This window comes from Rosistilla carotiformis, assembly GCF_007753095.1.
Lineage (GTDB): Bacteria > Planctomycetota > Planctomycetia > Pirellulales > Pirellulaceae > Rosistilla > Rosistilla carotiformis.
On the sequence record NZ_CP036348.1, the window covers coordinates 2518669 to 2542045 of the forward strand.

A 23377-nucleotide genomic window follows, 5' to 3' on the forward strand; every position below is an offset into this window, starting at 1 on the left:
TGGCTTACACCACCGGCAAATCTTGTGTCGCCCTCCGGGCTTGAGAACGCTTGGCTTTGGGAGCAACGTGTCTACAGCCGCGCCGCCGGTCTGCTTGTCCTATTTCCCGGCCAGGGTGACGTAGAACTGGACTTCAAAATCGCCGAGTGTCGCGGCGACCGATTCGGTTTCCGGCAGCGAGGCGAGGGCCAGATCTTCGGCCAGCGTCTCTTCGCAAATGAAGGCGTTGTTCTCTTGAATCGCTTGGCGGACATCGTCGCTGTCGGTCTCGACGCCAACGCGGATGCGATCGGTGAACTGCAGGTCCATTCCCTTGCGGCGTTCTTGAACAAAACGTACCAAGTCGCGAGCCATTCCCTCGCGAACCAGTTCCGGCGTCAGGTCGGTCGACAAGACGACGACACAGCCGCGTCCTTGAGCTGCGGTCCATCCGTCGCGCGCTGTCAGGCTGATTTGAATGTCATCGCTGTCCAGATCGATCGCAGTGCCGCCAACTTCGATTGTCACTTTGCCATCGGCCTGCATTTGAGCCATCATTTCACCGCCATCGGCTTTGCCCAGCAATTGCTTGACTTGCGGGATCAGTTTGCCGACGCGTGGGCCCAGGCGTTTGAAGTTCGGCTGGACGTTGTAGGTGACGTATTTGTCCGCTTCGGTCGTGTATTCGACCTTTTTGACGTTCAGTTCTTCACGCAGCAAGGCGTCGTGCATTTCCAACCACGCTTGGTGCGAGTTGTCCGCCAGGACCACTTCGACGCATGCCAGCGGTTGGCGAACCTTCAGCTTTGCGTTGGCGCGAGCCGAACGGCCCAGCGAAGCGATCTCGCGCAGCAGACTCATCCGCTGCGAAAGCGTTTCGTCGATGTAGCCTTCGGTGGCGGCGGGGTAATCGCACAGATGGACGCTCTTGCGCGGCGTCCCGACCGAAGCCGAAGCTTCCGATTCGGCGAAGGGGGCCGTCAGGTTCTGCCACAGCGTTTCGGCCAGGAATGGCACAAACGGCGCGATCACTTTGGAGACTTCCAACAACACTTCGTATAGTGTCCAGTAGGCGTCCAGTTTGTTCTGGTCTTGTTTGTCGGCGGCCCAGAAACGATCGCGGCTGCGGCGGACGAACCAGTTGCTCAGTCCATCGACAAGTTCGTTGATCGCTTGGCAGGCCGCGTAGTTGTCGTAGGCATCCATCCGATCGACGACGATCGCCACGTTGCGATGCAGTTCCGAAAGGATCCAACGATCGATCTCCGCTCGCTCGGCAACGGGGCGGTATCCCTTGGCCGAAGCGAGTTCGGCTGGCGACAATTGGTCGACCGAAGCGATGCCCGCGGTCGGATCGAACCCGTCGATCTCGGCATAGATGCTGAAGAAACTGAAGACGTTCCACAGTCGCAGCAGGAACTCGGGGATCGATTCCTTGATCGTCCGCTCGCTGTAGATGATCGAATTCCAAGGCGCTTGGTTGGCGAAGAAGTACCACCGCAGCGCGTCGGCGCCGTACTGGTCGAAGATCTCGTTAGGGCTGCGGTAATTCCGCAGCTGTTTCGACATCTTGCCCGTCTTCTTGTTGAAGCCTTTGTCGCCGCACGCTTGGCGGGCTTCGTCTTCGGAAAGGTATCGCTTGCTGGGATCTTTCTTGTCTTCGTACCACTCGGCCAGCATCAGCCCCAGCACGATGCAGTTCTTGAACGGATGCGGGTAATCGACGGGATGCTTCGGATCATCCGCGTTCAACAGCGTGCTAATCGCCAGTTGGCTGTAGAACCAACCGCGGGTTTGGTCCAACGCTTCGCTGATGAAGTCGGCTGGGAACTGCGACTTAAACTCGTCGGCGTTTTGGTGCGGGTATCCCCACTGGGCAAACGGCATCGCACCGCTGTCGTACCAACAGTCGATGACTTCGGTCACGCGTCGCATCCGCGATCCGGCGGCAAACGGCGAGTCGTAGGAGACCTCATCGATATACGGTTTGTGGACGCGGAGATCGTCGACCAATTCAGGGTTCTTCGCTTTCGCTTCGGCCCAGACTTCGGTCCCCGTGATGCCTGGCTTGGCGAGCAGTTCGTCGTAGCAGCCGATCGCTTCCATCTGGCCGGTCTCATCGCAGACCCAGATCGGCAGCGGCGTTCCCCAGTAGCGCTCACGCGACAACGCCCAATCGACGTTCGATTCGAGGAAGTTACCGAACCGTCCCTCTTTGATATGGCCCGGCAACCAGTTGATCTTTTGGTTGTTGGCCAGCATCGCGTCCTTGAACTCGGTCGTCCGCACGAACCAGCTCTCGCGTGGGTACTGGATCAACGGATCCTGATCGGCTCGCCAACAGAACGGATAATCATGCAGGTACTGTTCTTGGTGCAGCAGCAGGCCGCGGTCTTTCAGTTCGCGGCTGATCGCTTTGTCGGCATCCTTGACCCACTGGCCTTCGAATTCGGGGAAGGCGGCGGTGAACTTGCCGTCGGGGCCGACGCAGTAGAGCAGTTCGGGAGCTTGGCCGTCGGCGAAGCGAGATTGCTGTTGAGCCAACACGTCGTAATCGACTTCACCAAACGCAGGGGCTTGGTGGACCAAGCCGGTTCCGCTGTCGGTCGTCACGAAATCGGCAGCGACCACGCGCCAATACAGGTGCTGTTTCCCCGAGCCATCGGCCAGCGTTCCCTCGGCGTCGGCGAGCTCCTTCGAATAGATATCGAATGGCGGCGTGTAGCGCCGGCCGATCAGATCGGTCCCCTTGCAGGTCGAGACCACTTCCAACGTCAGCTTCGCCTTATCAGCGATCGTCTCGACCAATGCGCTCGCGACGTAGAACTGTTGGTCCGAATCGGCGTCTTTGACCAACGTGTATTCCAGCTCCGGATGGACCGCGGCAAACATGTTGCTCGGCAGCGTCCAAGGAGTCGTCGTCCAAACCAGCAGGCTGGTGTTGGGATCGTCGACCAAAGGGAAGCGAACGTAAACGCTGGGGTCGGCAACTTGGCGATATCCCTGGCCGACTTCGCCCGCCGACAGCGCGGTTCCCCCTTGCGACCACCACCAAACGATCTTGTGCCCTTTGTACAGCAGGCCGCGATCGAAGAAGTTCTTCAGGCTCCACCAAACGCTTTCGACGTAGCTCTGGTGGTAGGTGACGTACGCCTTCTGCAGGTCGACCCAAAAGCCGAGCCGGCGGGTCAGTTGTTCCCATTCCTGCATGTAACGCCAAACGCTCTGTTGGCATTTCTGGATGAACGGTTCGACGCCGTACGCTTCGATCTGTTCCTTGCTGTGGATCCCCAGTTCCTTGCCGACTTCGACTTCGACCGGCAGCCCGTGCGTATCCCAGCCCGCTTTGCGTTCGCAAAGATAACCTCGCATCGTGCGGTATCGCGGGAACAGATCCTTGATCGCGCGGGTCAAGCAGTGGCCAGGGTGCGGCATCCCGTTGGCGGTTGGCGGACCTTCGTAGAAGACAAACGCCGGGGCGTCCTTGCGCAGCTTCAGCGATTCCTCATAGATCTGGTTCTGGTCCCAGAATTCCAAGATCTGTTGTTCTTGCGCGGGGAAGTTTACGTCCGTGGAAACTGCTTTAAACATGAGTTTAGTCGCGTGCTCTGGCGAAGAATTTGTTGTGCGTCGGCTCGGTTGGGACATGCCGCCGTGGGGATCCCAACCGCCGTTTAATCCCCGCAACCACTCAGCGGGGATCGATCGATCATCGAAGCGCACCGCTGGGGCAGCGGCGGCCGAGCGTTGCTTTAGTCGATGTCTTCGAAATCGCCATCGGCATCGTCTTTGTCGTTGCCGGTAGAGAGATCATCGTTGAGATCCAATTCGTAATCGTCTTCGAGTTCTTCTTCGAAATCGTCGTCGAAGTCGTCATCGAAATCATCGTCGTCGATATCTTCGAAGTCGTCCAGGTCGTCGCCATCGAGGTCGTCGCCGAAATCATCGTCGGCGAATTCATCGTCCTCTTCTTCGTCGTCGTCATCATCGTCGTCGCTGTCGTCATCATCGTCGTCGAAGTTCGAAAGCTCCGCTTGCGAGCCGTCGCCAATCCAACCGGGGGAGGCCGGCATTCCTGGCAGCAGAGGCGAGATGAAGGTTTCCGGTACGATCGGGGCAGCTAGCGAGGCGAGCATAGGGTGGCGGTTCCGGTACGCGATTGGGGGATTGGGTGCAATTGGGTTCAAGAAGATATCAAAGTTTCGTCAACCTGGTTGGTTTGTCAACGCAACTTCATGCCAGTTTACAGTTTAGATCTGCGGGTTTTGGCCAAATTTGGGACTGCGAAGGCCAGAATCCGAAAGCCGAGCTTGATCGATGACCGATCATGCCTGTAGGACCCTATATATTCAGCAGCCAATCGGTGCAGCGCTTGCCGCTGCCCCCCCAGGGGAACGATTCGCCTGCAATTAGCTAGCAATGGAGCCCGCGCGATGGATCGCCGAACTTTTCTGTGCCTGACCGCCGCAGCGACTGCCGCATCAAGCGGTTGCCGCAGCCACAATTATGCCCATATCCTCAAAGGGGACGACATCGACCTGGTTGGCAGCCATCAGGCCGGCGCCGCGGTCTGGAATCCGTTGGTCGACGAATCGGTCGGCAAGTTGATGAGCCGATGTTTGCCGGGGGCCGAAGCGATCCAACCCGTGGGCCCCGAGGAGATCCCCCCAGGGGTGATGATGCCCGCCAGCCACCAATTGCCTTTGGTGGGAACGCGCCCCGCGACCGTCTGCTTTGTCGGGATCGAGAACAAGAGTTCCGAAGAGATCGGCGACTTCAAGGACCAGTTGTACGAGCGGATCGATTCGCAGGTCTCTGGGCACGATTCGTTCCAATTGGTGAGCCGCCGGATGGTCGAAGCGGCGCTTCGCGAAACACGGCTGCGCCCCGATTCGTTGTTCCTGCCGACCAATCGCGATGTCTTTGCCGGAACACTGGGGCGCCAGGGTTCGCCGATCGATTTCTTAATGTACGCAACGATCACGTCGGGAACGACCGAGCGGAACAAGTCGACACAGCGCGATTATCTGCTGTCGCTGGAGATCACTAACATCCACACCGGCGAATACTTCAAGGAATCGGCGACCATCCGCAAGGGCTATCACAATTCGCGTGGTGGCAAGTGGTGGCAATACGGAGTCTTCCAACAGGGCGATGGTTGATCGCGTGGCCGCTGTGAAGAGCGACATTCACCGCCGGCCCCAATTGGGCAGGCCGATGGCGATGCTGCATCGCTGGTGTTTGGGGGGGCTGGCACTGCTGTGCTGTCTGCCGACGGGATGTCGTGGTGGGATGCCGCTGACGACGGCTCGCAACCAGTTCTACCACGGCGCGTTCGACGATTCGCAAGCGACACTCGAGAAGATCAAAGAGTCGGATCGGAAGGCATCGGTCGTCTCAACGCTCGATTTAGCGATGGTCCACTTGGCCGCCGGAGAGACCGACGACGCCGAGCAATTGCTGCTGGAAGCCCGTGCCAGGCTGGACGAAAACCAGGCGGCCGATCCGGTCGCCGGAACGATCAGCTACATCACCGACGATACCGCGCGTCAATACCGCGGCTGGGGTTATGAACAGGTGATGATTCGGGCGATGCTGGCGCTTTCGAGCATGATGTCCGACGCGGTCGATGCCGAAGCGTACGCGTTGCAGGCGCAAAGCAAGCAGATGGAGTTGCAGCAGGCGGCGATCGATGCCGGCATGCTGGACGCCGACAAGCATTATCAACCGTTGGCCTTAGCCCCTTACATGCGCGGCGTGCTTCGCGAGATGAACTACCGCGATTACGACGATGCTTCGCGGGCGTATCGTTTGGTCTCGGAGATCCAGCCCAGCTTCGCTCCGGCGGAGATCGACATCGCCCGTGCCGAAAGCGGTGTCCATTGCCAACCGGGGCATGGCGTCGTGTATCTCTTTGCTCTGGTCGGCCAGGGGCCGCAACGGGTCGCTCAGCGGGCACCGGTCACCAGCGATGTGTTGCTGGTCGCCGATCGGATCGTTTCGGCAATCGGTAAGTACAGCGTCCCGCCGACAATGGCTCCGATCGAGATCCCTGCCGTGGCGATTCCCGAAACGGCAATCGATACCGTGTTCGTGATGGCTGACGGTCAAACGCTGGGGCTGACACAGTCGATCACCAACGTCGGCCAGATGGCGGTGCAGCAGTACGAAGCGGAGAAGACCGATTTGCTGGTCCGGGCGGTGGCGCGGCGGATCGTCAAGAAATCGGCGGTCGCCGCGGGGAAAGACGCTTTCGGAATCCAGGACCCGATGTTGCAATTGGTCGTCGATCTGGCTGGCAGCGCGTGGGAGGCGACTGAAAAGACCGATACGCGATGTTGGAGTCTGCTGCCTCGCGAGATCCAAGTCCTCCGCGCCGAACTGCCCGTGGGAACGCACGCGATCCAAATGCAAGCGTTTGGTCGCGGCAGCCCGTTGCATTTGGATCCGATGATCCGAAGCGTCGAAATCGAAGATGGCCGCAACACCTACATCTTGGCCACGGCGCCAAGCGACCGCGTCATCGCCGCGGCGGCCCGGTAGACGTTGTTCCTCGGAAAACGGACCTCTCGACGGTCGAGCGGTTACCGCGACGGGGACGGATTAAATTCCAAGATTTGCCAGGCCATCGACGATCCGCCGCAACAAATCGGTCACCGTGGGATGGTTCACCTCGAAATCTCGAATCAATTCATCGATCTGGTCACCGAAATCGGTCGGAGCATCGGACTTGCCCAATGCCGCTTCGATGTCGTCGGCCAATTGCTGCAATTTCTCGCGTTGCTCGTCGGTCAGTTCCTCTTGCGCGGCCAGCATCGCGTGCAAGCGTTCCAGCTCTTGACCTAGTTGATCCTCGGGCATCGGGCGTCTCTCAATCGACAATTCTTTAGGGGAAAGGGGAAGCGGTTAGTTTACGCCAGGGACGACCATCACGCCACACAGCAAGTCAATCTGTCGTCACCCACGCGATTCGCAATCGTGGAAGGCAAAGCGGTTTCGACCGAGTCACCGGTCCGTTATTATGACATGCATGATCCCACTCGCACAGCGCGTTGCCGACCGTCTGACCGAACAACAAACCAAGATCGTGTTTGCCGAGAGCTGCACGGCGGGGTTAGTCGCTGCGACGCTGGCTTCGATTCCGGGCATTTCCCGTTGGTTGTGTGGTTCGGTGGTGACCTATCGCGAATCGATGAAGCGGGTTTGGTTGGGTGTCGACGAAGCGGACTTACTTCGTTTCACCGCGGTCAGCCCACCGGTGACCGAACAGATGGCGGCCGGAGTGCTTGGTAAGACGGGCGATGCCGATCTGGCTGCAGCGATTACTGGACATCTGGGGCCCGACGCGCCGCCAGAACTCGACGGCATCGTCTTCGTCTCGATCGCCCGACGCCGCAGCGATGGCTCGCTGGAAATCGAAACGTCCCGGCATCAACTGAAAACCGCCACGCGAACCGATCGCCAGCGGGAAGCTGTCGATTGTCTGTTGGCCGATCTGTTGAAGCGACTGTAACGCGGGCACCGACGGATCGTGCACGCGGTTCAGGCCAGCGGCAGTTGGGATTCGTCAAGCATGCCGCGATTGCGGCGCAATTGACCGCAGGCGGCATCGATGTCGCTCCCCTTGCGAGTCCGGAATTGCACGTTCACGCCCCCTTGTTCCAACGCTTCACGGAACTGGGTGATCGCCCCGGTGCTGGGGGTTTTGTAGGGAAGACCGGCAACGGGGTTGTAGGGAATCACGTTCAGTAAGGCCGATCGGCCGCGCAGCAGGCGGACGAGTTCATGCGCTTGTTGCATCGAATCGTTTACGCCACCCAGCAGCACATATTCGTACGTCAATCGGCGGCCGCTGATCGAAAAATAACGGTCGGCAGCTGTCAGGATCTTGTCGATTCCGACCTTCACGTTGACGGGCACCAAGCGGTTTCGCAATTCGTCGTTGGGGGCATGTAGGCTGACGGCGAGGTTGTAGGGAACGCCGTGCCGTGCCAACCGATCGATCGCTGGCGGCAACCCGACGGTGCTGATCGTGATCCGGCGGGGACTGATTCCTAAACCATCGGCGTCGCGGGCGATGTCCAGTGTGGCCAGGACGTTGTCGAGATTCGCTAGCGGTTCCCCCATCCCCATCATCACGATGTGGCTGAGTCGTTCGTCGGCGGGGAGACGCCGCTGCAATCGCAGCATCTGTTCCATGATCTCGCCGCGGGTCAAATTGCGTTTCACACCATCGAGCCCACTGGCGCAAAAGACGCACCCCATCGCACAGCCGACCTGGCTGCTGACGCAGATCGACCGACGCGGTCCGTCGCGCAGCAGAACGCATTCGATTTCCCCCCCATCGCGGAGACGAAGCAATAGTTTTTCGGTGCCGTCGTGGGAGACCTGTTCGATTTCGACGTCGGCGGTGAACAGATCAAAGTCTTCGGACATCCGCTGCCGCAGCTTTGCCGGCAGATCGGTCATCTCGCCAAACGACATCGCCCGTTGTTGATAGACCCAGCGAAGGATTTGGGCCGCACGAAACTTCGGCTGGCCCTGCTCGGCCAACCAGCTGACCAATTCGTCGCGATGCAAGTCCAGCAGGCTGCGGCGTTGCGGGGGAGAGGTTTCGAGATCGCGCGGGGTATCAGTCATTGGTAAAAAGTCGGCCATTGTGAAGGTTTCTTCAAGCCGATCGATTAAAGCAGAACGCCTCAAAAGACGCAAACGGCGTACCGCAGGTGGGGGCGGGTTGCGCGGCTGGTTCGGATTACAACGACGCGCCTCGAAGCCGGACTTTTGAAAGCCGCCAAATTGCTCTGAAAGCCAACGGCAGGCACCGGAATGAAGCCTAGTCTTCGGAGGGTCAAAGCGATCAGCCGCAAATCGCCTCCCGTGCATGGAAATAAACAACAACGTCGCAAGTCGTCCGCGAGTCGAGCAACTTCCATTATGAACCTGCGTTTAAAAATCCTGCTAACCCTGATCGCTGTCTTTTCGCTGTACGTCGTGATCGACGCGGCGATTCAGCAATTAGTGGTCTTTCCGCAGTTTGTCTCGCTGGAGCAGCGCGAAGCGACGCAAAACCTGCAGCGCTGCCATCAGGCCATCGAACGCGACATCGAGCACTTGGACTTTTTTGTTCACGATTGCGCCTCGTGGGACGACCTGCATCAGTTCGTGGTCGACCCAAAGCGCCAGCTGGGGGCCGAAGAGTACGTCGATTCGATGTTTCAGGATACCAATCTGAATCTGTTGGCCGTGATCGATAACGAAGGCAAAGTGGTCCACCGCAGCTTTCGGAAAGAGGGCTCCAGCAAATCGCTCGATTCGTCCATTTTTCCGACCGCCAACTGGCCATTGACGCATCCGTTGTTAAAACGTGGCGATGCTTCGGTAGCGCCGAAGGATGCTGCGATCGGCGGTTTGTTGATGACCGAATACGGCCCGATCCAAGTCGCTGCGCGGCCGATTCTTCGGACCGGCGGGCTTTCTCCGCGACACGGTACATTAATCATGGGGCGGTTCCTGGACGCGAAGGTCGTGAAATCGATCGCTGATCAAATTTCCGTCGCGTTCACCGTGAAGCCACTGACGGGCGAAGAACGACCGGCCAAGAACGCCGCGGTGTCCGATTCCAAGCAACGCGATGTCCCGGTCTCTATCACGGAGATCGATGAAGAACGTCTGGCGGTCGAATCGATGCTGTTGGATATCTCGGGTCAACCCATCCTGCGAACGCACGCGATGGTCTATCGAAACATCTCGCAAACCGGCCGCGTCGCGATGCGTTATGCCTTGGGATCACTATTGGTCGCCGCCTTTGTTGTCCTGACGATCCTGTTGGTGCTGCTGCAAAACATTGTGATCTCGCCGTTGACCCATCTATCGGACCGGGCGAGCCATATCGGCGAGACCGGCGACTTGAGCGTTCGCGTGAACGTCCGTCGCTCGGATGAATTCGGCAACCTTGCCCGCCACTTCAATGGAATGGTCGACAACCTTGCCGACACGCAAAGCCGCCTGATCGAACTGTCGCGTCGCGCCGGGATGTCGGACGTCGCAACGGGCGTGCTTCACAACGTGGGCAATGTGATGACCAACGTCAACGTCTTGTCCAGTTCGATGTCGAATCGGCTGGAGCGATCGAAGCTGTTGGGGCTGAAAAAGTCGGTGGATCTGTTGCGAGCCCATGAGCACCAGATGAATGATTTTTTGGTATCCGACCCACGTGGCCAAAAACTGCCCAACTACATCTGCCAGGTGACCGACCACTTGGAAATCGAACATCTGGAAATTTTGGAACAACTGCAGTCGATGTCGGCCAACCTTCAGCATGCGGGTCAAATCCTGGAGGCCCAACAAAAGCTGGCCACCGGAGCGCAAGTGATTGAATCGGTTCGACCGAAGAAATTGATCAGCGATGCGATCGGCATGCTGCAGGCTTCGCTGGACGGCCACGACGTGAAGGTTAAGGTGCAATGTGAGAATCTACCCGAGGTTCGGTTGGATCGGGGCAAGGTGATTCAGGTGTTGGTCAATCTGATCGCCAACGCCAAGGACGCGATCAAAGACTACGACGCCAAAAACCGAGAGATTCTGATCGAGGTGACGCTTTCGGATACCCAGGAACTGTGTATTGAAGTTGTCGACCATGGCTGTGGGATCTCATCGGAGAACCTTGAGAAAATATTCTCCAGCGGCTTCACCACCAAACCACTTGGGCATGGCCACGGCCTTCATTATTGTGCCAATGCCGCCCGGCAGATGAAAGGCTCACTCACGGTTCAAAGCCAAGGGGTTGGGTTGGGATCATCTTTCATTCTGTCACTGCCGAATAACTCTGTTTCAGAGGCGGTGTAAACATGAGCCACGATCATGCAAACCGACCGGGACGAATCTTACTTGTCGACGATCAGCAATCGATTCACGATGCCTATCGAACCGTGTTGCTGCGCAACGACCACAACGATTCGGACCTGGATGACCTGGAAGCCGAACTGTTTGGCGATGGGCCATCGGGATCTTCATCTGCCAACCAACAGGCGTTGATGACGTTTGAATTGACCCATGCCATGCAAGGCTTGCAAGCCGTTGAGTTAACAACCGCAGCACTCGCCCAGGGCAAGCCGTTTGAAGTGGCTTTTGTCGACATGCGGATGCCGCCGGGAATCGATGGCCTGGAAACCATCGTCCGATTGTGGCAGGTCGATCCGTCGCTGCAGGTGATTATCTGCACCGCGTTCTCGGACTACTCCTGGCCACAAATCATTGAACGGTTGGGGCATCGCGACAATCTGCTGTTTGTGAAAAAACCATTCGCCAGCGAAGAGGTTTTGCAATTGGCGATGGCGATGACGCAAAAGCAGCGCAGCAGTGTGGCCAGCCAATTGAGGCTGCAACAACTGCAAAACGCCAACGATAAGCTGCAGGAAGAGATCGGCCAACGGAAGACCGCTGAAAGCGAACTGCAGCACGCGGCGACACACGACCATTTGACCAAGTTGCCCAACCGCAACTATTTGAAGAACGTCTTGGCGGAACAATTTCGCCGACGCGAGATCAACAGCGACAAGTGCGATGCGCTAATCTTTTTGGATTTGGACAATTTCAAACTGATCAACGATAGCCTGGGGCATATCGTAGGTGATGAATTATTGGTCCAGATTGCAAAACGTTTACAAGACACGTTGCGTTCGATGTGTGGTGACGCCGCCGTGGGGATCGGTCGAGATTCGAACACACCGCACAGCCTCGTCGCTCGCTTGGGTGGGGATGAATTTGTTGTTTTTCTGGCCAATGTCGAAACCGAAGCGTTGGCGATTCGGTTCGCCGAAACCATTCGCGACGATCTGATCAATTCCTACGTGTTGACAAATCAAGAACTGAGCGTCGGAACCAGTTTGGGGATCGCGTTTGCGAACTCCGACGTCGCCACGCCCGAAGACCTGATGCGGAACGCCGACCTGGCGATGTATCGCGCTAAATTCTCCGGCAAACGCTGCCTGGCGGTCTTTGACCGGAACATGCATTCGTCGGTGCTCAAACAATTGGAGATGGAAGCGTCGCTTCGAACCGTGCTGCAAGACAACGCGTTGAGGATGGTCTACCAACCCATCTTTAACGTGAAAGATGGCACGGTTACGGGAGTCGAATCGTTGTTGCGTTGGCACCATCCCGAAAACGGATTAATCAGTCCGGCCGAATTCATTCCCGTCGCCGAAGAGACCGGATTGATCGTGCCGATTGGCCGATGGGTTCTCGAAGAGGCATGCCGGACGGTGAAGCGGTTGAACCCCGGCCATGGACGACGTCCGATCTCGGTCAGCGTGAACGTTTCCAAACGGCAGATCATCGATCCTGGTTTCGTGGTGATGCTGGGTAAAATCCTCAAGAGTTTTGACCTTCCGGGAAAACTGATCAATCTGGAAATCACCGAGTCGTTGATCATGCAGAACCCCGAACATATCGTCGATCGCTTGCATGAAATTCGCAACTTGGGTGTCGAATTGCACATGGACGACTTTGGCACCGGGCACTCGTCGCTCAGCTGCCTGCATCGGTTCCCGATCGATGTGCTGAAGATCGACAGGTCGTTTGTGTCCACCATGGAATCGAATGTCGATTATGAATCGATTATCCATGCGATCATTACACTGGCGCACAATTTGGGTGTGACCGTGATCGCCGAAGGGATCGAGACGCAGCGTCAACTGGGACGGCTTCGCGATCTGGAGTGCGACCTTGGGCAGGGGTACTATTTTTCCGAACCGAAGACGCTCGACGAAGTGATCGCGTTGATGGATCGTTTGGAACAGATCGCTCAATCGCGAACAACGACGCTGCCCGTTCCACCCCGCCCGGCGGACTTCCCCGATCTGGAACCCTGTTAGAACGGGCGTTAGCGATTGCCGAACGCCTTTTGCAGGAAAGATTTCGTCGTGGGATGCGGCCCAAAGATCGGCGGCGCTTCCACGACCGCCCGATCCCACCCGGCGAACCCCGCCCACTTGCGGCGAATGAATCTCTTTAGCATCCACGTTAACGTCCATTCGGCAAGCATTAAGTCCGCCGAAGACATCACCGGAACGCTGACTTCGCAATCCGAACGCGCGTCCCACGCTTCGCGCCGCTGCTCATCGCACCCACATCGTGGACTGCCTTGCGGAAAATTGGTTGCATTGGCCGCATCGCATGGGTAAAACGGGCCCACAGTTCTCCTACCTTTTGCCCTCCCCTCCCCCTCCGACGCTTCGGGAATCCCATGAGACCACTTTCTGTGTTCGCGCTTGCCCTTTGTACGCTACTGTTGGCCCCACCGGTTGCGGCGGAACTTCGTGTGGGTGCCGTCGTCGTCGATGTGACTCCCCCCGACATGCCGGTAATTGTCAACGGTGGGATTTTGTCGCGAACGGTCGATCAAGTTAAAACGCCGATCAACGCCCGCGCGATTGTCGTCGATGATGGCAAACAGCGGCTCGCGATCGTGGTCGTCGACAGCTGCATGATGCCTCTTTTCCTATTGGACGATGCCAAAGCGTTGGCCGCCCAACGAACGAAGATCAAGCCCGATCACATGCTGATCTCCGCCACCCACACCCATACGGCGCCATCGGCGATGGGAGCTTTGGGAACCGACGCCGATCCACGCTACGTTCCCTATCTGCGGGAAAAGTTAGCCGAAGCGATTGCCACGGCGGAAGCCAAGCTCGCCCCCGCGCATGTCGGCTGGACCACCGTGAACGCCGATAAATTCACCGCGTTGCGTCGCTGGATTCGTCGTCCCGACCGCGTCGACGACGATCCTTTCGGCAACCCCACGGTCCGCGCCAACATGCACTCCGCTCGCGTTCCCGAGAACGTCACCGGACCATCGGGGCCCGAAGATCCTGAGGTCTCGATGATCTCGTTTGCTTCTCCTGAAGGAGAACCGATCGCGGTGTTAGCAAACTTTTCAATGCACTATTTTGGCGATTCTCAAATCAGTGCCGACTACTTTGGACTGCTGTGCAATGCGTTCCAAGATCGTGTCACGCAATCGCAACAGCCGGCCAATCCGGACAACTCCAAACCACAAGACACGGCGACACCATCGATGGTAGCGATGTTGTCGCACGGTTGCAGTGGTGACATCTGGCGACGCGATTACACCGCCGGGCCCGATGGGAACTACAACCCGACGCTGGAAACCTACACCACCGAATTGTTGGACCTTATCTACGGCGCGTTCGAGAAAATTGAGCATCATCCGGTCGATTCGATCGCGATGGCCGAAGCCCGCTTGCCGCTGATGTACCGTCTTCCCGATGCCCAACGCTTGCAATGGGCTCAACAGATCGTCGAATCGATGGAGGGCGAATTGCCTAAGAACATCGAACAGGTGTATGCCCGTGAACAGGTGATCTTGCACGAACTGCAATCGACCGACGTGGTGGTTCAAGGGATCCGGATCGGTGATATCGGGATTTCGACGACGCCTAACGAGACATACGCGTTGACCGGGTTGAAGTTGAAACTGCAAAGTCCATTCGCCAAACAGATGGTTATCGAATTGGCCAACGGTGGCGACGGTTACATTCCGCCGCCCGAACAGCATCACTTGGGCGGCTACAACACCTGGGCTGCGCGATCGGCCGGATTGGAGGTTCAGGCGGAGCCGAAGATTGCCGAGGCGAATCTGCAGTTATTGGAACAATTAGCTGGCAAGCCGCGACGTCCGTTTGTGCAAAGCGTGGGGAAGCGGACCCAGGCGATCCAGGCTGCGGATCCCTATGCTTTTTACCGACTGGATCAGATGGGCGGATCGATCGCGATCGACAGTTCGAAGCATCACCGCGACGCCAGCGTCTCGCCCGGCTATGCGTTGTTTCTCGAAGGGCCCGCCCAGCCGGGGGTTTGCGAAGCGGATGAGATTAACCGCGCGATCCACTTGGCTGGCGGACGATTACAAACACGTCTGCCGATCGGACAATCGGATTACAGCGTGGCGATGTGGATTTGGAATGGGATGCCCAATGATGGTCGCGAGACCACCGGGTGGTTCGTTTCTCGCGATCGCCCCTATCAAGCAAGCCCGGTTGGGGACCATCTTGGAATCGGCGGCACGGCAACCACACCGGGCAAGTTGATCTTCGTCAACGGCAACAACCCGCCGGTGACGGGGCAGACGACGCTTGAGCGTTGGAGCTGGAATCATGTCGTGATGACTCGCAGCGGCGACAAGGTGCAGGTCTATTTGAACGGATCGAAGCAGCCTGAGATCGAAACCACCGCTTCGGCGACGGGAGTTTCTCAAGTGGGCGAACTCTTCATCGGCGGGCGCAGCGACGACGATTCGAATTTCGAAGGCCGAATCGACGAGGTTGCGATCTTTGATCGGGCGCTCGACCAGTCGCAGCTCGAAACGCTGTTGGTTGAACCGATCGAGTAGCTGGATCAAGGGGTGTTGAGTCGGTTGCCGATGAACCGGTACGCTATAGGCGCGTCCTGGAATGTACCGGTCCGCGACCTACTTGCACTCTCTTAAAAGATCACGATCCATGGAAAATACCAAACCGCAACTGGCATTGATTGGTGGCGGCAAGATGGGGCGGGCGTTGGTCCAAGGAATGATCGATGCAGGTTTCACGACGGCGGACCGGGTAACGGTGGGGGACCATAATCCCGTTTCGCAGGCTTGGTGGAAACAGAACGTCCCTCAGGCGACCGTCACGCCGGACAGCAAGTCAGCTGTCGAAGGGGCCGATGTCGTCCTGTTGGCGATCAAGCCGAGAGTCGTTTTGGCGGCTGTCAGCGAATTGAAACGTACCGCCCGCAAATCGCTGCTGATTTCGGTCGCTGCGGGGATTCCGTTGGACGCGTTGGTCCGTCAGTTCGGCAGTAGCCGCGTCATCCGCGTGATGCCTAATACACCTTCGCTGGTCGGAGCCGGCGCCAGCGCCTACTGCTGTGGCGACGATGTCAGCAGCGAAGACGCAGCTTTTGTCGATGGGATGCTGTCGTCGGTCGGCAAGGCCTTTCGCGTGGACGATAAAGCGATGGACGCGGTCACGGGACTCAGCGGCAGCGGCCCGGCGTTTGTCTGCATGATCATCGAAGCTCTGGCCGACGGAGGCGTCTTGTCCGGCTTGCCTCGCGAGCTGTCGATGCAGCTGGCGACCCAGACGGTGCTGGGGACCGCCAAGTTAGTCCAGCAGACCGGTACGCATCCGGGAGAACTGAAAGACGCCGTGGCAAGTCCCGGTGGGACAACGATCGCCGGAATCGCCGCATTGGAGCGGGGAGGGTTGCGAAACACAATGATTTCCGCTGTCGAAACCGCCACGCGGCGGAGCGAAGAGCTCGGCAAAAACTGAGTTCAAATTTTTCTCGCGCAACCGATGATGGCGTCTTGCTGAACCCCACGGGGTTACGCGATATTCATGTTTTGGGAGTGTTAAAGCCATGAATAATTCGATCACCATTTTGATCGACGACAAGCACGTTCCGTTGTATCGGATCATGTGGGTCGCTGACACGCCGCACTTTTGTGGCGAAGAGGACTGCACCCGCGAAGGTCAATACGAAGTCCGCTTGGAATTGGACGAATCGGTCTGGGCTTCGCGAGCCGAACGCGACAGCGTGCTCGAATCGATCAACGGTTCCCGCGACGGAGTCGACCCCGGCGAAGAAGATAGCCCCTGGTAGATGGCCCCCCGATCGCGCAGCCCTTCCGCTCGCGATCGACACTCTCGTCCCAAGACCCTCTTTCAACTGAATAAGCAGCCCATGCAGGCAAAAGAAATCAAAACCGGTACGGTGGTCGTTCACAATGGCGACCCTTTGTTGATGCTCGCTGTTCAGGTGCAGTCGCCGTCGGCGCGTGGTGCGGCAACGCTTTACAAGTTTCGCGGCCGCAATCTCGTTACCCGCCAAAAGGTCGACTTGACCCTTAAGGGAACCGACTCACTCGATATGGCTGACTTCCACAAACGCGAAGTCCAGGTGATGTACCGTGACTCCGAACAGATCCACCTCATGGATACGGAGAACTACAATCAATACGCCATGGATTTGGAAGACGTTGGCGAGCAATTGTTGTATTTGGCCGAAGGGCTCGAAGGAATCCGCGCTCTGATCTACAACGATGCGTGCGTGGGATTGGATCTGCCGTCGTCGATCGAAATGAACATCACGCAGTGCGATCCGGCCGTCAAAGGCAATTCGGCGACGTCGCGCAACAAACCGGCCACGTTGGAGACCGGCTTGGTGGTTCAAGTGCCCGAATACATCAAGGAAGGCGAACGGATCAAGGTCGACTCTCGAACGGGCGATTTCTTGTCGAGAGCTTAGAAAGATGTCGGTTCGCAGCGGTTGCCGGCACGTGTCAACGTACCAGTGAATTTTCCTGTTGGGCCAGTTGCCAATACATTAGGTCTCCCGCCTGCCGAGCGATCAGCATCGCGCGTTGTGTGGCGGGGAGGCGTTGGCGAACGAGTTCGTAAAGATCGCGAAGCATCGTTTCGTTGTCGCCATAGTAGCTGTGTCCCAGCAGGCTCAGATCGATACCGCTGACGTCGATCGTTTCGATTCCGGGCACCACAACGATTTGATCGCCACTCTCTCCGGCCCGCGGATGCCCGTGGACCTTCTTGCTGGCGATCAACGCCTGGTCGTCGCTGGACGCATACAGTGTGACTTGGTTGGCGACCTTCAACAGCGACGGTGCTAGGTCGCGACGGAATCGATCGGCATCGACATCGGGGGCGGCTAACACGATCCGATCAAACGGCGTGGTCTCCGCTTCCATCTCCCAACCGATCTGCTGCATCACTGCGGTCATGGGACGATTGCCCATGCTATGGGCTACGACATTCACGCTCTTGGCACCGCTTTGGTGAACCAATTCCAGCAGGAATTCTTTCAGGTGTGCGATCGTCCATTCGGAGTTGTTCTCGTCGACGGTGTAACCCACCAACGACGCTTGGCTAGGCCAACTGTAACAGACCGGAACGCCTTCAAAGGGAAGATCGACAGCGATCTGTGCGGTCCTTTGGACGGCCGATTCGAAGTCGACGTTGTAGCCGTGAATGAAGACCAACAGATCTCCCTCGGGGGCGCTGGCAACACGATCGGCAAGACGCTGTTGAAAATCAGCCGCTGCTAGCTCGGTGGCGCTTGTCAAAACCATGTGCTGCGTCTGATCTTCGCGCAGTTCAAATCGCAACAGGCTGGGGCGTTCGACCATCCCACGCTGATGCGTGTCGGGAACGGTGACCTCGCAAATCCCGCGAACCAACGTCCCGCGATCCCCATTGTAGGTGACGCCATGCTTTTCGATATTCGCTTGCCCCAACGCGATCCATCCGCTGGCCAAGACACCAACAAAACATGAAGCGACCATCGCGGCAATTCCGACCCGCGGGCTTCCAGTGATCCATTTCATCATCCCGTAGAGCGCCAGCACGATCGCGAATCCCGCGAACATCATAAATGCAGATTTTTGCCCACTGAGCTGGTACGACGACAAAGGGACTTCGGTCCGCATGCGATCGGTCGCATAGAAGACCTCCACGGTCGCAAAGCCCGCTTCGGCATCATGCTCCGCGCCCGCGGGCAGACGCTGAAGGTGAGCGTTCGGTTCGTGAGCGGTCGGCTCCGCAGCGACGGAGTATTCCAAAGCTTGGGGCGGGGCGACGGTTGCGTTGGCCGCTTTGGGGGCTGGACCGGGAGCGGGCATCGCTTGAGGCAGCGTTGCTTGTGGTGGCATCGGCATCGCCGGCGACTCGGCTGGCGCGAACTTCGGTTGCTTTGATGCCATCGATGGCTGTGGGGGGGCAGGTTGCGCTTCGGCCAACGCGGGCGGAGGGGACGATGACGCCGGTTGATTCTCGTAGTTTTCGTACCGCAGCGTCGACTCCTCCGCCACGCGGTCGGAGCATCCGCTGGCGATCGCAATCAATCCAAGCAGCGCGAGGGTGAGCGCTCGGGGCCCGGTGGTCTGCGGGAAGTTGTGAGTGAGCAACATCGGAAGAAGTTCCCTGGGAGCGAATCGGATGCAAGACGGTGTCACTCCCGTATAGCAACCTAGCGAGGGAGAGGTCGACGGCAAATTCAGTGGGGCACCGTTCTTTTTGCTATCGCGACGCGCCCGCTTTGCACTGGTCCCCGTTCTGAGCGGCTACTGTACAATCGCCAACACATCGACGCTTCATCACGAACTTTCAGCTTTGGGAACCTTCCTATCATGGCGATCTATCGACTTGGCGACCGCATCCCCACCCTGGCCCCCGACTGTTTTGTTGCTCAGGAGGCGACGTTGATCGGTCGGGTTGCGATTGGCGCCGAGGCGACCGTTTGGCCCGGCGCTGTGTTGCGTGGCGATATCGAATTGATCGACATCGGAGCGCGAAGCAGCGTTCAGGATGGAACCGTGATGCACACCGATCCCGGCTGTCCGTTGACCGTGGGCGAAGGAGTCACGATCGGACACCAAGCGACATTGCACGGATGCACGATCGGCGACGGCGCGCTAATCGGAATGCAGGCGATCGTGCTCAACCGCGCCGTGATCGGACGCAATTCATTGGTTGGCGCGGGCGCTTTGATCACCGAAGGCAAAACGTTTCCAGAGAACTCGCTGATCCTTGGAGCACCCGCTCGCTGGGTCCGCGAATTGACCGCCGAAGAGATCGAGAACTTAGCGACGACGGCCGAACGCTACGTGAAGCGAGGCCGCGACTATCGCGAGAACCTCGTTCGGCTGGATTAGTTTCCCAGGCAGGGCTTCAATTCTTTTGCAGATCCCACGCTTGAAACCATTCGGTTTGGGTCTTCTTCATTTGGAATTCGTTCCGCAACCGATCGGCCATGTCTGGCAAGTGGCCGGCACCATAAAAGACGGCGACCTTTTGGCTTCCCTGTTGAAGCTCATCGGCCAACACACTCATTGCCTTGGCGTTGCGTTCGGTGATGATCGTGCTCTTGCCGGTGGCATCGGCCATCGCGGCGGTGGCGATCTCCATGTCCTCGAATTGAGCCGCCATGATCTGTTTCATGCGGCGGGATCGATCGGGAGCGAACAACGCGAACAACAGCGCGGTATCCGAAGCGGCCGGTTCGGCGGCGGCTTGAGTCGCCATGCCCGAGCCCAACATCCGAAAGACCATTTTCATGATGCTATCGCCCCGGTCGGCCATGTCGGCGGCAAACTCTTCGGGACTCATGTCGGCGTGACGGAAGTTCTTCGCGTGGTAGTCGATATGCTCCAGCTGGAAGTCGAGATTCAAAATGTCCTTCATTCCCAACTGCATCGCTCCCAACGGTCCACGGACTTCGCCCGCTTGCTCTTTGCTGACCGTTGTCCCTTCGGGCGCGACCAATTCGTAGAGCACTCGATCGTAATCGGCGAATCGCTGGTTCAATTGTTCGTAATATTCCTTTTGTCCAATGTGCACGACGCCAATCAGATCAACGATTCGACCGGCGTATTTACTGCCCGGAAGGCCCTCAAAACGAACGATTGAGGTCTCCATCGCATCGGGACGACCATTGTCCAGCTTGGTGATTCGCAGGTACTCGCTGGTCGCCTTTTTCGCGGTGGCTCCCTTTTCCGCTTCCGTGGTTTCGATCGGAGCGACTGCCGACTGTGCAAACGCACTAACCGCCCCAACCAGCGCCATAACGATCAGCCCCATGGCCAACAGCATGGTCTTGAACCAAGATTGCAACGCGTGCATTTCCTTCTTCCTCCGATAGTCAGGTGCGATCAGGCCCAAAGCAGCCAACTGCGTCGATTCCGCAGTCGCACATCGCCTGTACTTTAAAGATAGGCCGTGACAAGGGGAACGTAAAGCGAACGCAGGGCATTGGCTCACGCGAAAGCTCGCTTGAGTTTCGTAATATTCAACGCAGCGAACACGAACGTACCGCCAAGGCTTCGACAAAAATCAGCTCGCATTCCCACCGTCGTACAACAGCGGGAAGAAGCGGCCTGCGAGCGGTTGCCCCGCGGCGACCGGATCGGTTCCGTCCAGCAGCGGTTTGTCATCCGCCGAACAGACGCCGTCGCGAACCACATTTAAGACCACCGCGCGACGAGGGCGGTCGGTTCGGTTGGCAAACGATCCATGCACCATCAAAGGATGATGGAACGCGCACTCTCCGGCCTTCAGTTCTATCGCCGTGGGATTTTGCAACTGCTGCATCTGTCCTTCGCTGAGCACTTCCGCGATCGCCTGCATGTCGCCCGCCAATCCGGTGATCGGCAACAGCGGCCAGCGATGGCTGCCGGGTACATACTGCAAGCAACCGTTGTCGGCGGTGGCATCATCCAAACCAATCCAACAGGTCAAATGCGCCATGGGTTGGGTGCGCGTCCAGTACGAATAATCTTGATGCCAGGCGACAACGCCGCCATGATTTGCGGGCTTGCAAAAGAGCTGATCGTGCCAGAATCGAACCGCTCCATCGAGCAATTGACTGGCCGCGACCGTAAACGCAGGATTCCACAACATATCGTGAAAACCGGGCCGCGTTCGCCAAGCTCCCAAAGCGTGGAACAACACCAAATCGGGATCGGCCGATTCATTGCTGTTGTATTCATACCACAGTTCGCGGCCTTCGTGATCGGGCTGCGTCAGTTCCGCCAGTTCGCTGCGCAAAAGTTCGATCTGCGCGTCGTCGAGAATTCGGACACCCGCTAGATAACCGAACTCGTGATAGTGAGCGATCTGTTCGTCGGTTAACCGGAAATCGGCCTGCCCGATCGCCGACGTAAGTCGTGGGAATCGATCGCTTGTCGGTTCGTGACAAGTCGAATAATCGGTCGCCATGTTGTGCCCAAGGGTTTGAATGACGGGAGGGAGAATCGATCACAAAGCGTTAAACCGCCACGGCTGCCTTGATGTGCGGATGCGGATCGTAACCGATCAATTCGAAGTCTTCAAATTTAAAGTCGAGCAGACTTATCTGCTGACCGCTGATCTGCATCGTTGGCAGCGGTCGCGGCTCACGGCTTAATTGCAACCGCGCCTGCTCAAAATGATTGTGATACAGGTGCACATCGCCCAGGGTGTGGACAAAGTCGCCAACTTGCAACCCGGTCACTCGGGCCATCATCATCGTCAGCAGCGCATAGCTGGCGATGTTGAAGGGAACGCCAAGGAAGAAGTCGGCGCTGCGTTGATATAATTGACAGCTGAGCCGGCCGTCGGCGACGTAAAATTGAAACAGGCAATGGCACGGTGGCAGCGCCATGTGGTTAACTTCGGCGACGTTCCAAGCCGAAACGATCAAGCGACGCGAGTTGGGATTGTTGCGGATCTGCGATTCGACTTCCGCAATCTGATCAATGGTTCCGCCGTCGGGTGTTGGCCAGCTGCGCCATTGATGGCCATAGACCGGTCCCAGATCGCCGTTTTCGTCGGCCCATTCGTCCCAGATCGAAACGCCATGCTCTTTGAGCCAGGCGATGTTGGTATCGCCACGCAAAAACCACAACAATTCGTACAAGATGGACCGTAGATGCAGTCGTTTGGTCGTCAACAACGGAAAGCCGGCCGACAGGTCAAACCGCATCTGCGCTCCGAATTGGCTGCGCGTGCCGGTTCCCGTACGGTCGGGACGATCGGTGCCGTGTTCGATGATTTGGTTCAGCAAATCGAGATAGGTCTTCACGATGCAGTCTCTTCCGGGGGAGCGGCTGTCTTACGAACGTCCAACGTCCAATGCCGGTCGCTCGTCATCCGCACCGCATCGGCGGGCAGTCCGGCGGCGACAACCATCTGTTTAACTTCGTTCAATGTCAGTGCGGCGTGCAGCGATTGGCGAAACAATTGTTGAGCAACTTCCGATTCGCCGCCGGCATATTGTGCAACCAAGGCTTCCACCGCATCCGCCGATTCGGGGCGGCAGAGATCACGGACAAAAATCCGTCCGTCAATCGCTGTCAATCGAAAGATCTCGGCAAACGTCGGCTGCGGCTCGGGCAGATGATGGATCAGGCTGTTGCACATCACGCAATCGAACATCTCGTCTTCAAAATCATCCATCGCTTTGGCGTCACCCTGCATCAACTGGATGCGTTCGACGGCGCTGGCGATCTCGATGTTGTAGATCGCCAGTTCCAACATGCTGGCGGCCGCGTCGAGTGCCATGATCCGAATTTCAGGCATCCGTTCGCATAACAGAATCGGAATCTGTGCCGTGCCGGTCCCCAGATCCAAGATGTCATTGCCGATCGATCCCCCCGCCAACAGATCGTCGACAAATCGAAGGTTGACCGACGAATGGTTCATGTCGTCGTAGCTGGCCGCTTCGGCCGGGTCGTCCATCGATTCGGGTTCGAGCGTGCGTGGCAGCATGGATTTTCTGGAAGGCAGGTTTGGAGGGCTTTTCTTAGGGAGTATTGAGGACGGATTCAAACCGCGACGTC

Annotated in this window: 19 protein-coding genes; 10 read left to right on the forward strand and 9 right to left on the reverse strand. The window is 57.9% G+C overall.

The window, feature by feature from the left end; translation table 11 throughout:
• Window positions 1-99: 99 nt before the first annotated feature.
• Both ileS and Poly24_RS26985 read right to left on the reverse strand, forming a co-directional pair.
• A complete protein-coding gene (ileS, locus tag Poly24_RS09355; protein WP_145093761.1) occupies window positions 100-3570 on the reverse strand; it encodes an isoleucine--tRNA ligase in 3471 nt (1156 codons plus the stop codon).
• A gap of 161 nt (window positions 3571-3731) precedes the next feature.
• Window positions 3732-4115 carry a hypothetical protein gene (locus tag Poly24_RS26985; protein WP_197452454.1) on the reverse strand — a complete coding sequence of 128 codons (384 nt, stop codon included), beginning with the start codon at window positions 4113-4115 and terminating at the stop codon, window positions 3732-3734.
• A 297-nt stretch (window positions 4116-4412) separates the two neighbouring features.
• On the opposite strand from Poly24_RS26985, the gene Poly24_RS09365 reads away from it, so the two are divergent.
• Entirely contained in the window at window positions 4413-5141 is a 729-nt protein-coding gene (locus Poly24_RS09365; protein WP_145093764.1) for a penicillin-binding protein activator LpoB, read from the forward strand.
• A 4-nt stretch (window positions 5142-5145) separates the two neighbouring features.
• Window positions 5146-6522, forward strand: a complete 1377-nt coding sequence (locus Poly24_RS09370) for a hypothetical protein (RefSeq protein ID WP_145093767.1) — start codon at window positions 5146-5148, stop codon at window positions 6520-6522.
• A gap of 60 nt (window positions 6523-6582) precedes the next feature.
• Here the strand turns inward: Poly24_RS09370 and Poly24_RS09375 are convergent, their stop codons facing one another.
• A complete protein-coding gene (locus Poly24_RS09375; protein ID WP_145093769.1) occupies window positions 6583-6840 on the reverse strand; it encodes a DUF4404 family protein in 258 nt (85 codons plus the stop codon).
• Between the two features lie 169 nt (window positions 6841-7009).
• Between Poly24_RS09375 and Poly24_RS09380 the strand changes: the two genes are divergently transcribed.
• Window positions 7010-7492, forward strand: a complete 483-nt coding sequence (locus Poly24_RS09380; protein ID WP_145093771.1) for a CinA family protein — start codon at window positions 7010-7012, stop codon at window positions 7490-7492.
• A 29-nt stretch (window positions 7493-7521) separates the two neighbouring features.
• Here Poly24_RS09380 and rlmN read toward each other — a convergent pair whose 3' ends face one another.
• The gene (rlmN, locus tag Poly24_RS09385; protein WP_231753549.1) at window positions 7522-8619 is read right to left on the reverse strand and encodes a 23S rRNA (adenine(2503)-C(2))-methyltransferase RlmN; all 1098 of its coding nucleotides are present in this window, start codon (window positions 8617-8619) and stop codon (window positions 7522-7524) included.
• Window positions 8620-8916: 297 nt separating this feature from the next.
• Between rlmN and Poly24_RS09390 the strand changes: the two genes are divergently transcribed.
• From Poly24_RS09390 to Poly24_RS09415, 6 genes are all read left to right on the forward strand, one after another.
• A complete protein-coding gene (locus Poly24_RS09390; protein WP_197452455.1) occupies window positions 8917-10827 on the forward strand; it encodes a CHASE4 domain-containing protein in 1911 nt (636 codons plus the stop codon).
• A gap of 2 nt (window positions 10828-10829) precedes the next feature.
• The gene (locus tag Poly24_RS09395) at window positions 10830-12857 is read left to right on the forward strand and encodes a putative bifunctional diguanylate cyclase/phosphodiesterase (protein WP_145093776.1); all 2028 of its coding nucleotides are present in this window, start codon (window positions 10830-10832) and stop codon (window positions 12855-12857) included.
• Window positions 12858-13228: 371 nt separating this feature from the next.
• Window positions 13229-15394, forward strand: a complete 2166-nt coding sequence (locus tag Poly24_RS09400; RefSeq protein WP_145093777.1) for a LamG-like jellyroll fold domain-containing protein — start codon at window positions 13229-13231, stop codon at window positions 15392-15394.
• Window positions 15395-15503: 109 nt separating this feature from the next.
• Window positions 15504-16319 carry a pyrroline-5-carboxylate reductase gene (gene proC / locus Poly24_RS09405; RefSeq protein WP_145093780.1) on the forward strand — a complete coding sequence of 272 codons (816 nt, stop codon included), beginning with the start codon at window positions 15504-15506 and terminating at the stop codon, window positions 16317-16319.
• 88 nt (window positions 16320-16407) lie between these two features.
• A complete protein-coding gene (locus Poly24_RS09410) occupies window positions 16408-16650 on the forward strand; it encodes a hypothetical protein (protein ID WP_145093783.1) in 243 nt (80 codons plus the stop codon).
• A gap of 81 nt (window positions 16651-16731) precedes the next feature.
• Window positions 16732-17295: an elongation factor P gene (locus Poly24_RS09415; RefSeq protein WP_145093786.1), complete on the forward strand. Its 564-nt coding sequence runs from the start codon at window positions 16732-16734 to the stop codon at window positions 17293-17295.
• A gap of 34 nt (window positions 17296-17329) precedes the next feature.
• Here Poly24_RS09415 and Poly24_RS09420 read toward each other — a convergent pair whose 3' ends face one another.
• Window positions 17330-18970: an alpha/beta hydrolase gene (locus Poly24_RS09420; protein ID WP_145093790.1), complete on the reverse strand. Its 1641-nt coding sequence runs from the start codon at window positions 18968-18970 to the stop codon at window positions 17330-17332.
• A 219-nt stretch (window positions 18971-19189) separates the two neighbouring features.
• Here Poly24_RS09420 and Poly24_RS09425 point away from each other — a divergent pair, with 219 nt between their 5' ends.
• Complete coding sequence (locus Poly24_RS09425; RefSeq protein WP_145093793.1) at window positions 19190-19714, forward strand: gamma carbonic anhydrase family protein; 525 nt, start codon at window positions 19190-19192, stop codon at window positions 19712-19714.
• A 16-nt stretch (window positions 19715-19730) separates the two neighbouring features.
• Here the strand turns inward: Poly24_RS09425 and Poly24_RS09430 are convergent, their stop codons facing one another.
• From Poly24_RS09430 to Poly24_RS09445, 4 genes are all read right to left on the reverse strand, one after another.
• Window positions 19731-20681 carry a hypothetical protein gene (locus Poly24_RS09430; RefSeq protein WP_231753550.1) on the reverse strand — a complete coding sequence of 317 codons (951 nt, stop codon included), beginning with the start codon at window positions 20679-20681 and terminating at the stop codon, window positions 19731-19733.
• 210 nt (window positions 20682-20891) lie between these two features.
• The gene (locus Poly24_RS09435) at window positions 20892-21776 is read right to left on the reverse strand and encodes a phytanoyl-CoA dioxygenase family protein (RefSeq protein ID WP_145093796.1); all 885 of its coding nucleotides are present in this window, start codon (window positions 21774-21776) and stop codon (window positions 20892-20894) included.
• Window positions 21777-21825: 49 nt separating this feature from the next.
• The gene (locus Poly24_RS09440) at window positions 21826-22620 is read right to left on the reverse strand and encodes a thymidylate synthase (protein WP_145093799.1); all 795 of its coding nucleotides are present in this window, start codon (window positions 22618-22620) and stop codon (window positions 21826-21828) included.
• Entirely contained in the window at window positions 22617-23306 is a 690-nt protein-coding gene (locus Poly24_RS09445; RefSeq protein WP_145093802.1) for a class I SAM-dependent methyltransferase, read from the reverse strand. Before Poly24_RS09445 ends, Poly24_RS09440 begins: the two co-directional genes overlap by 4 nt.
• Window positions 23307-23377 lie beyond the last annotated feature (71 nt).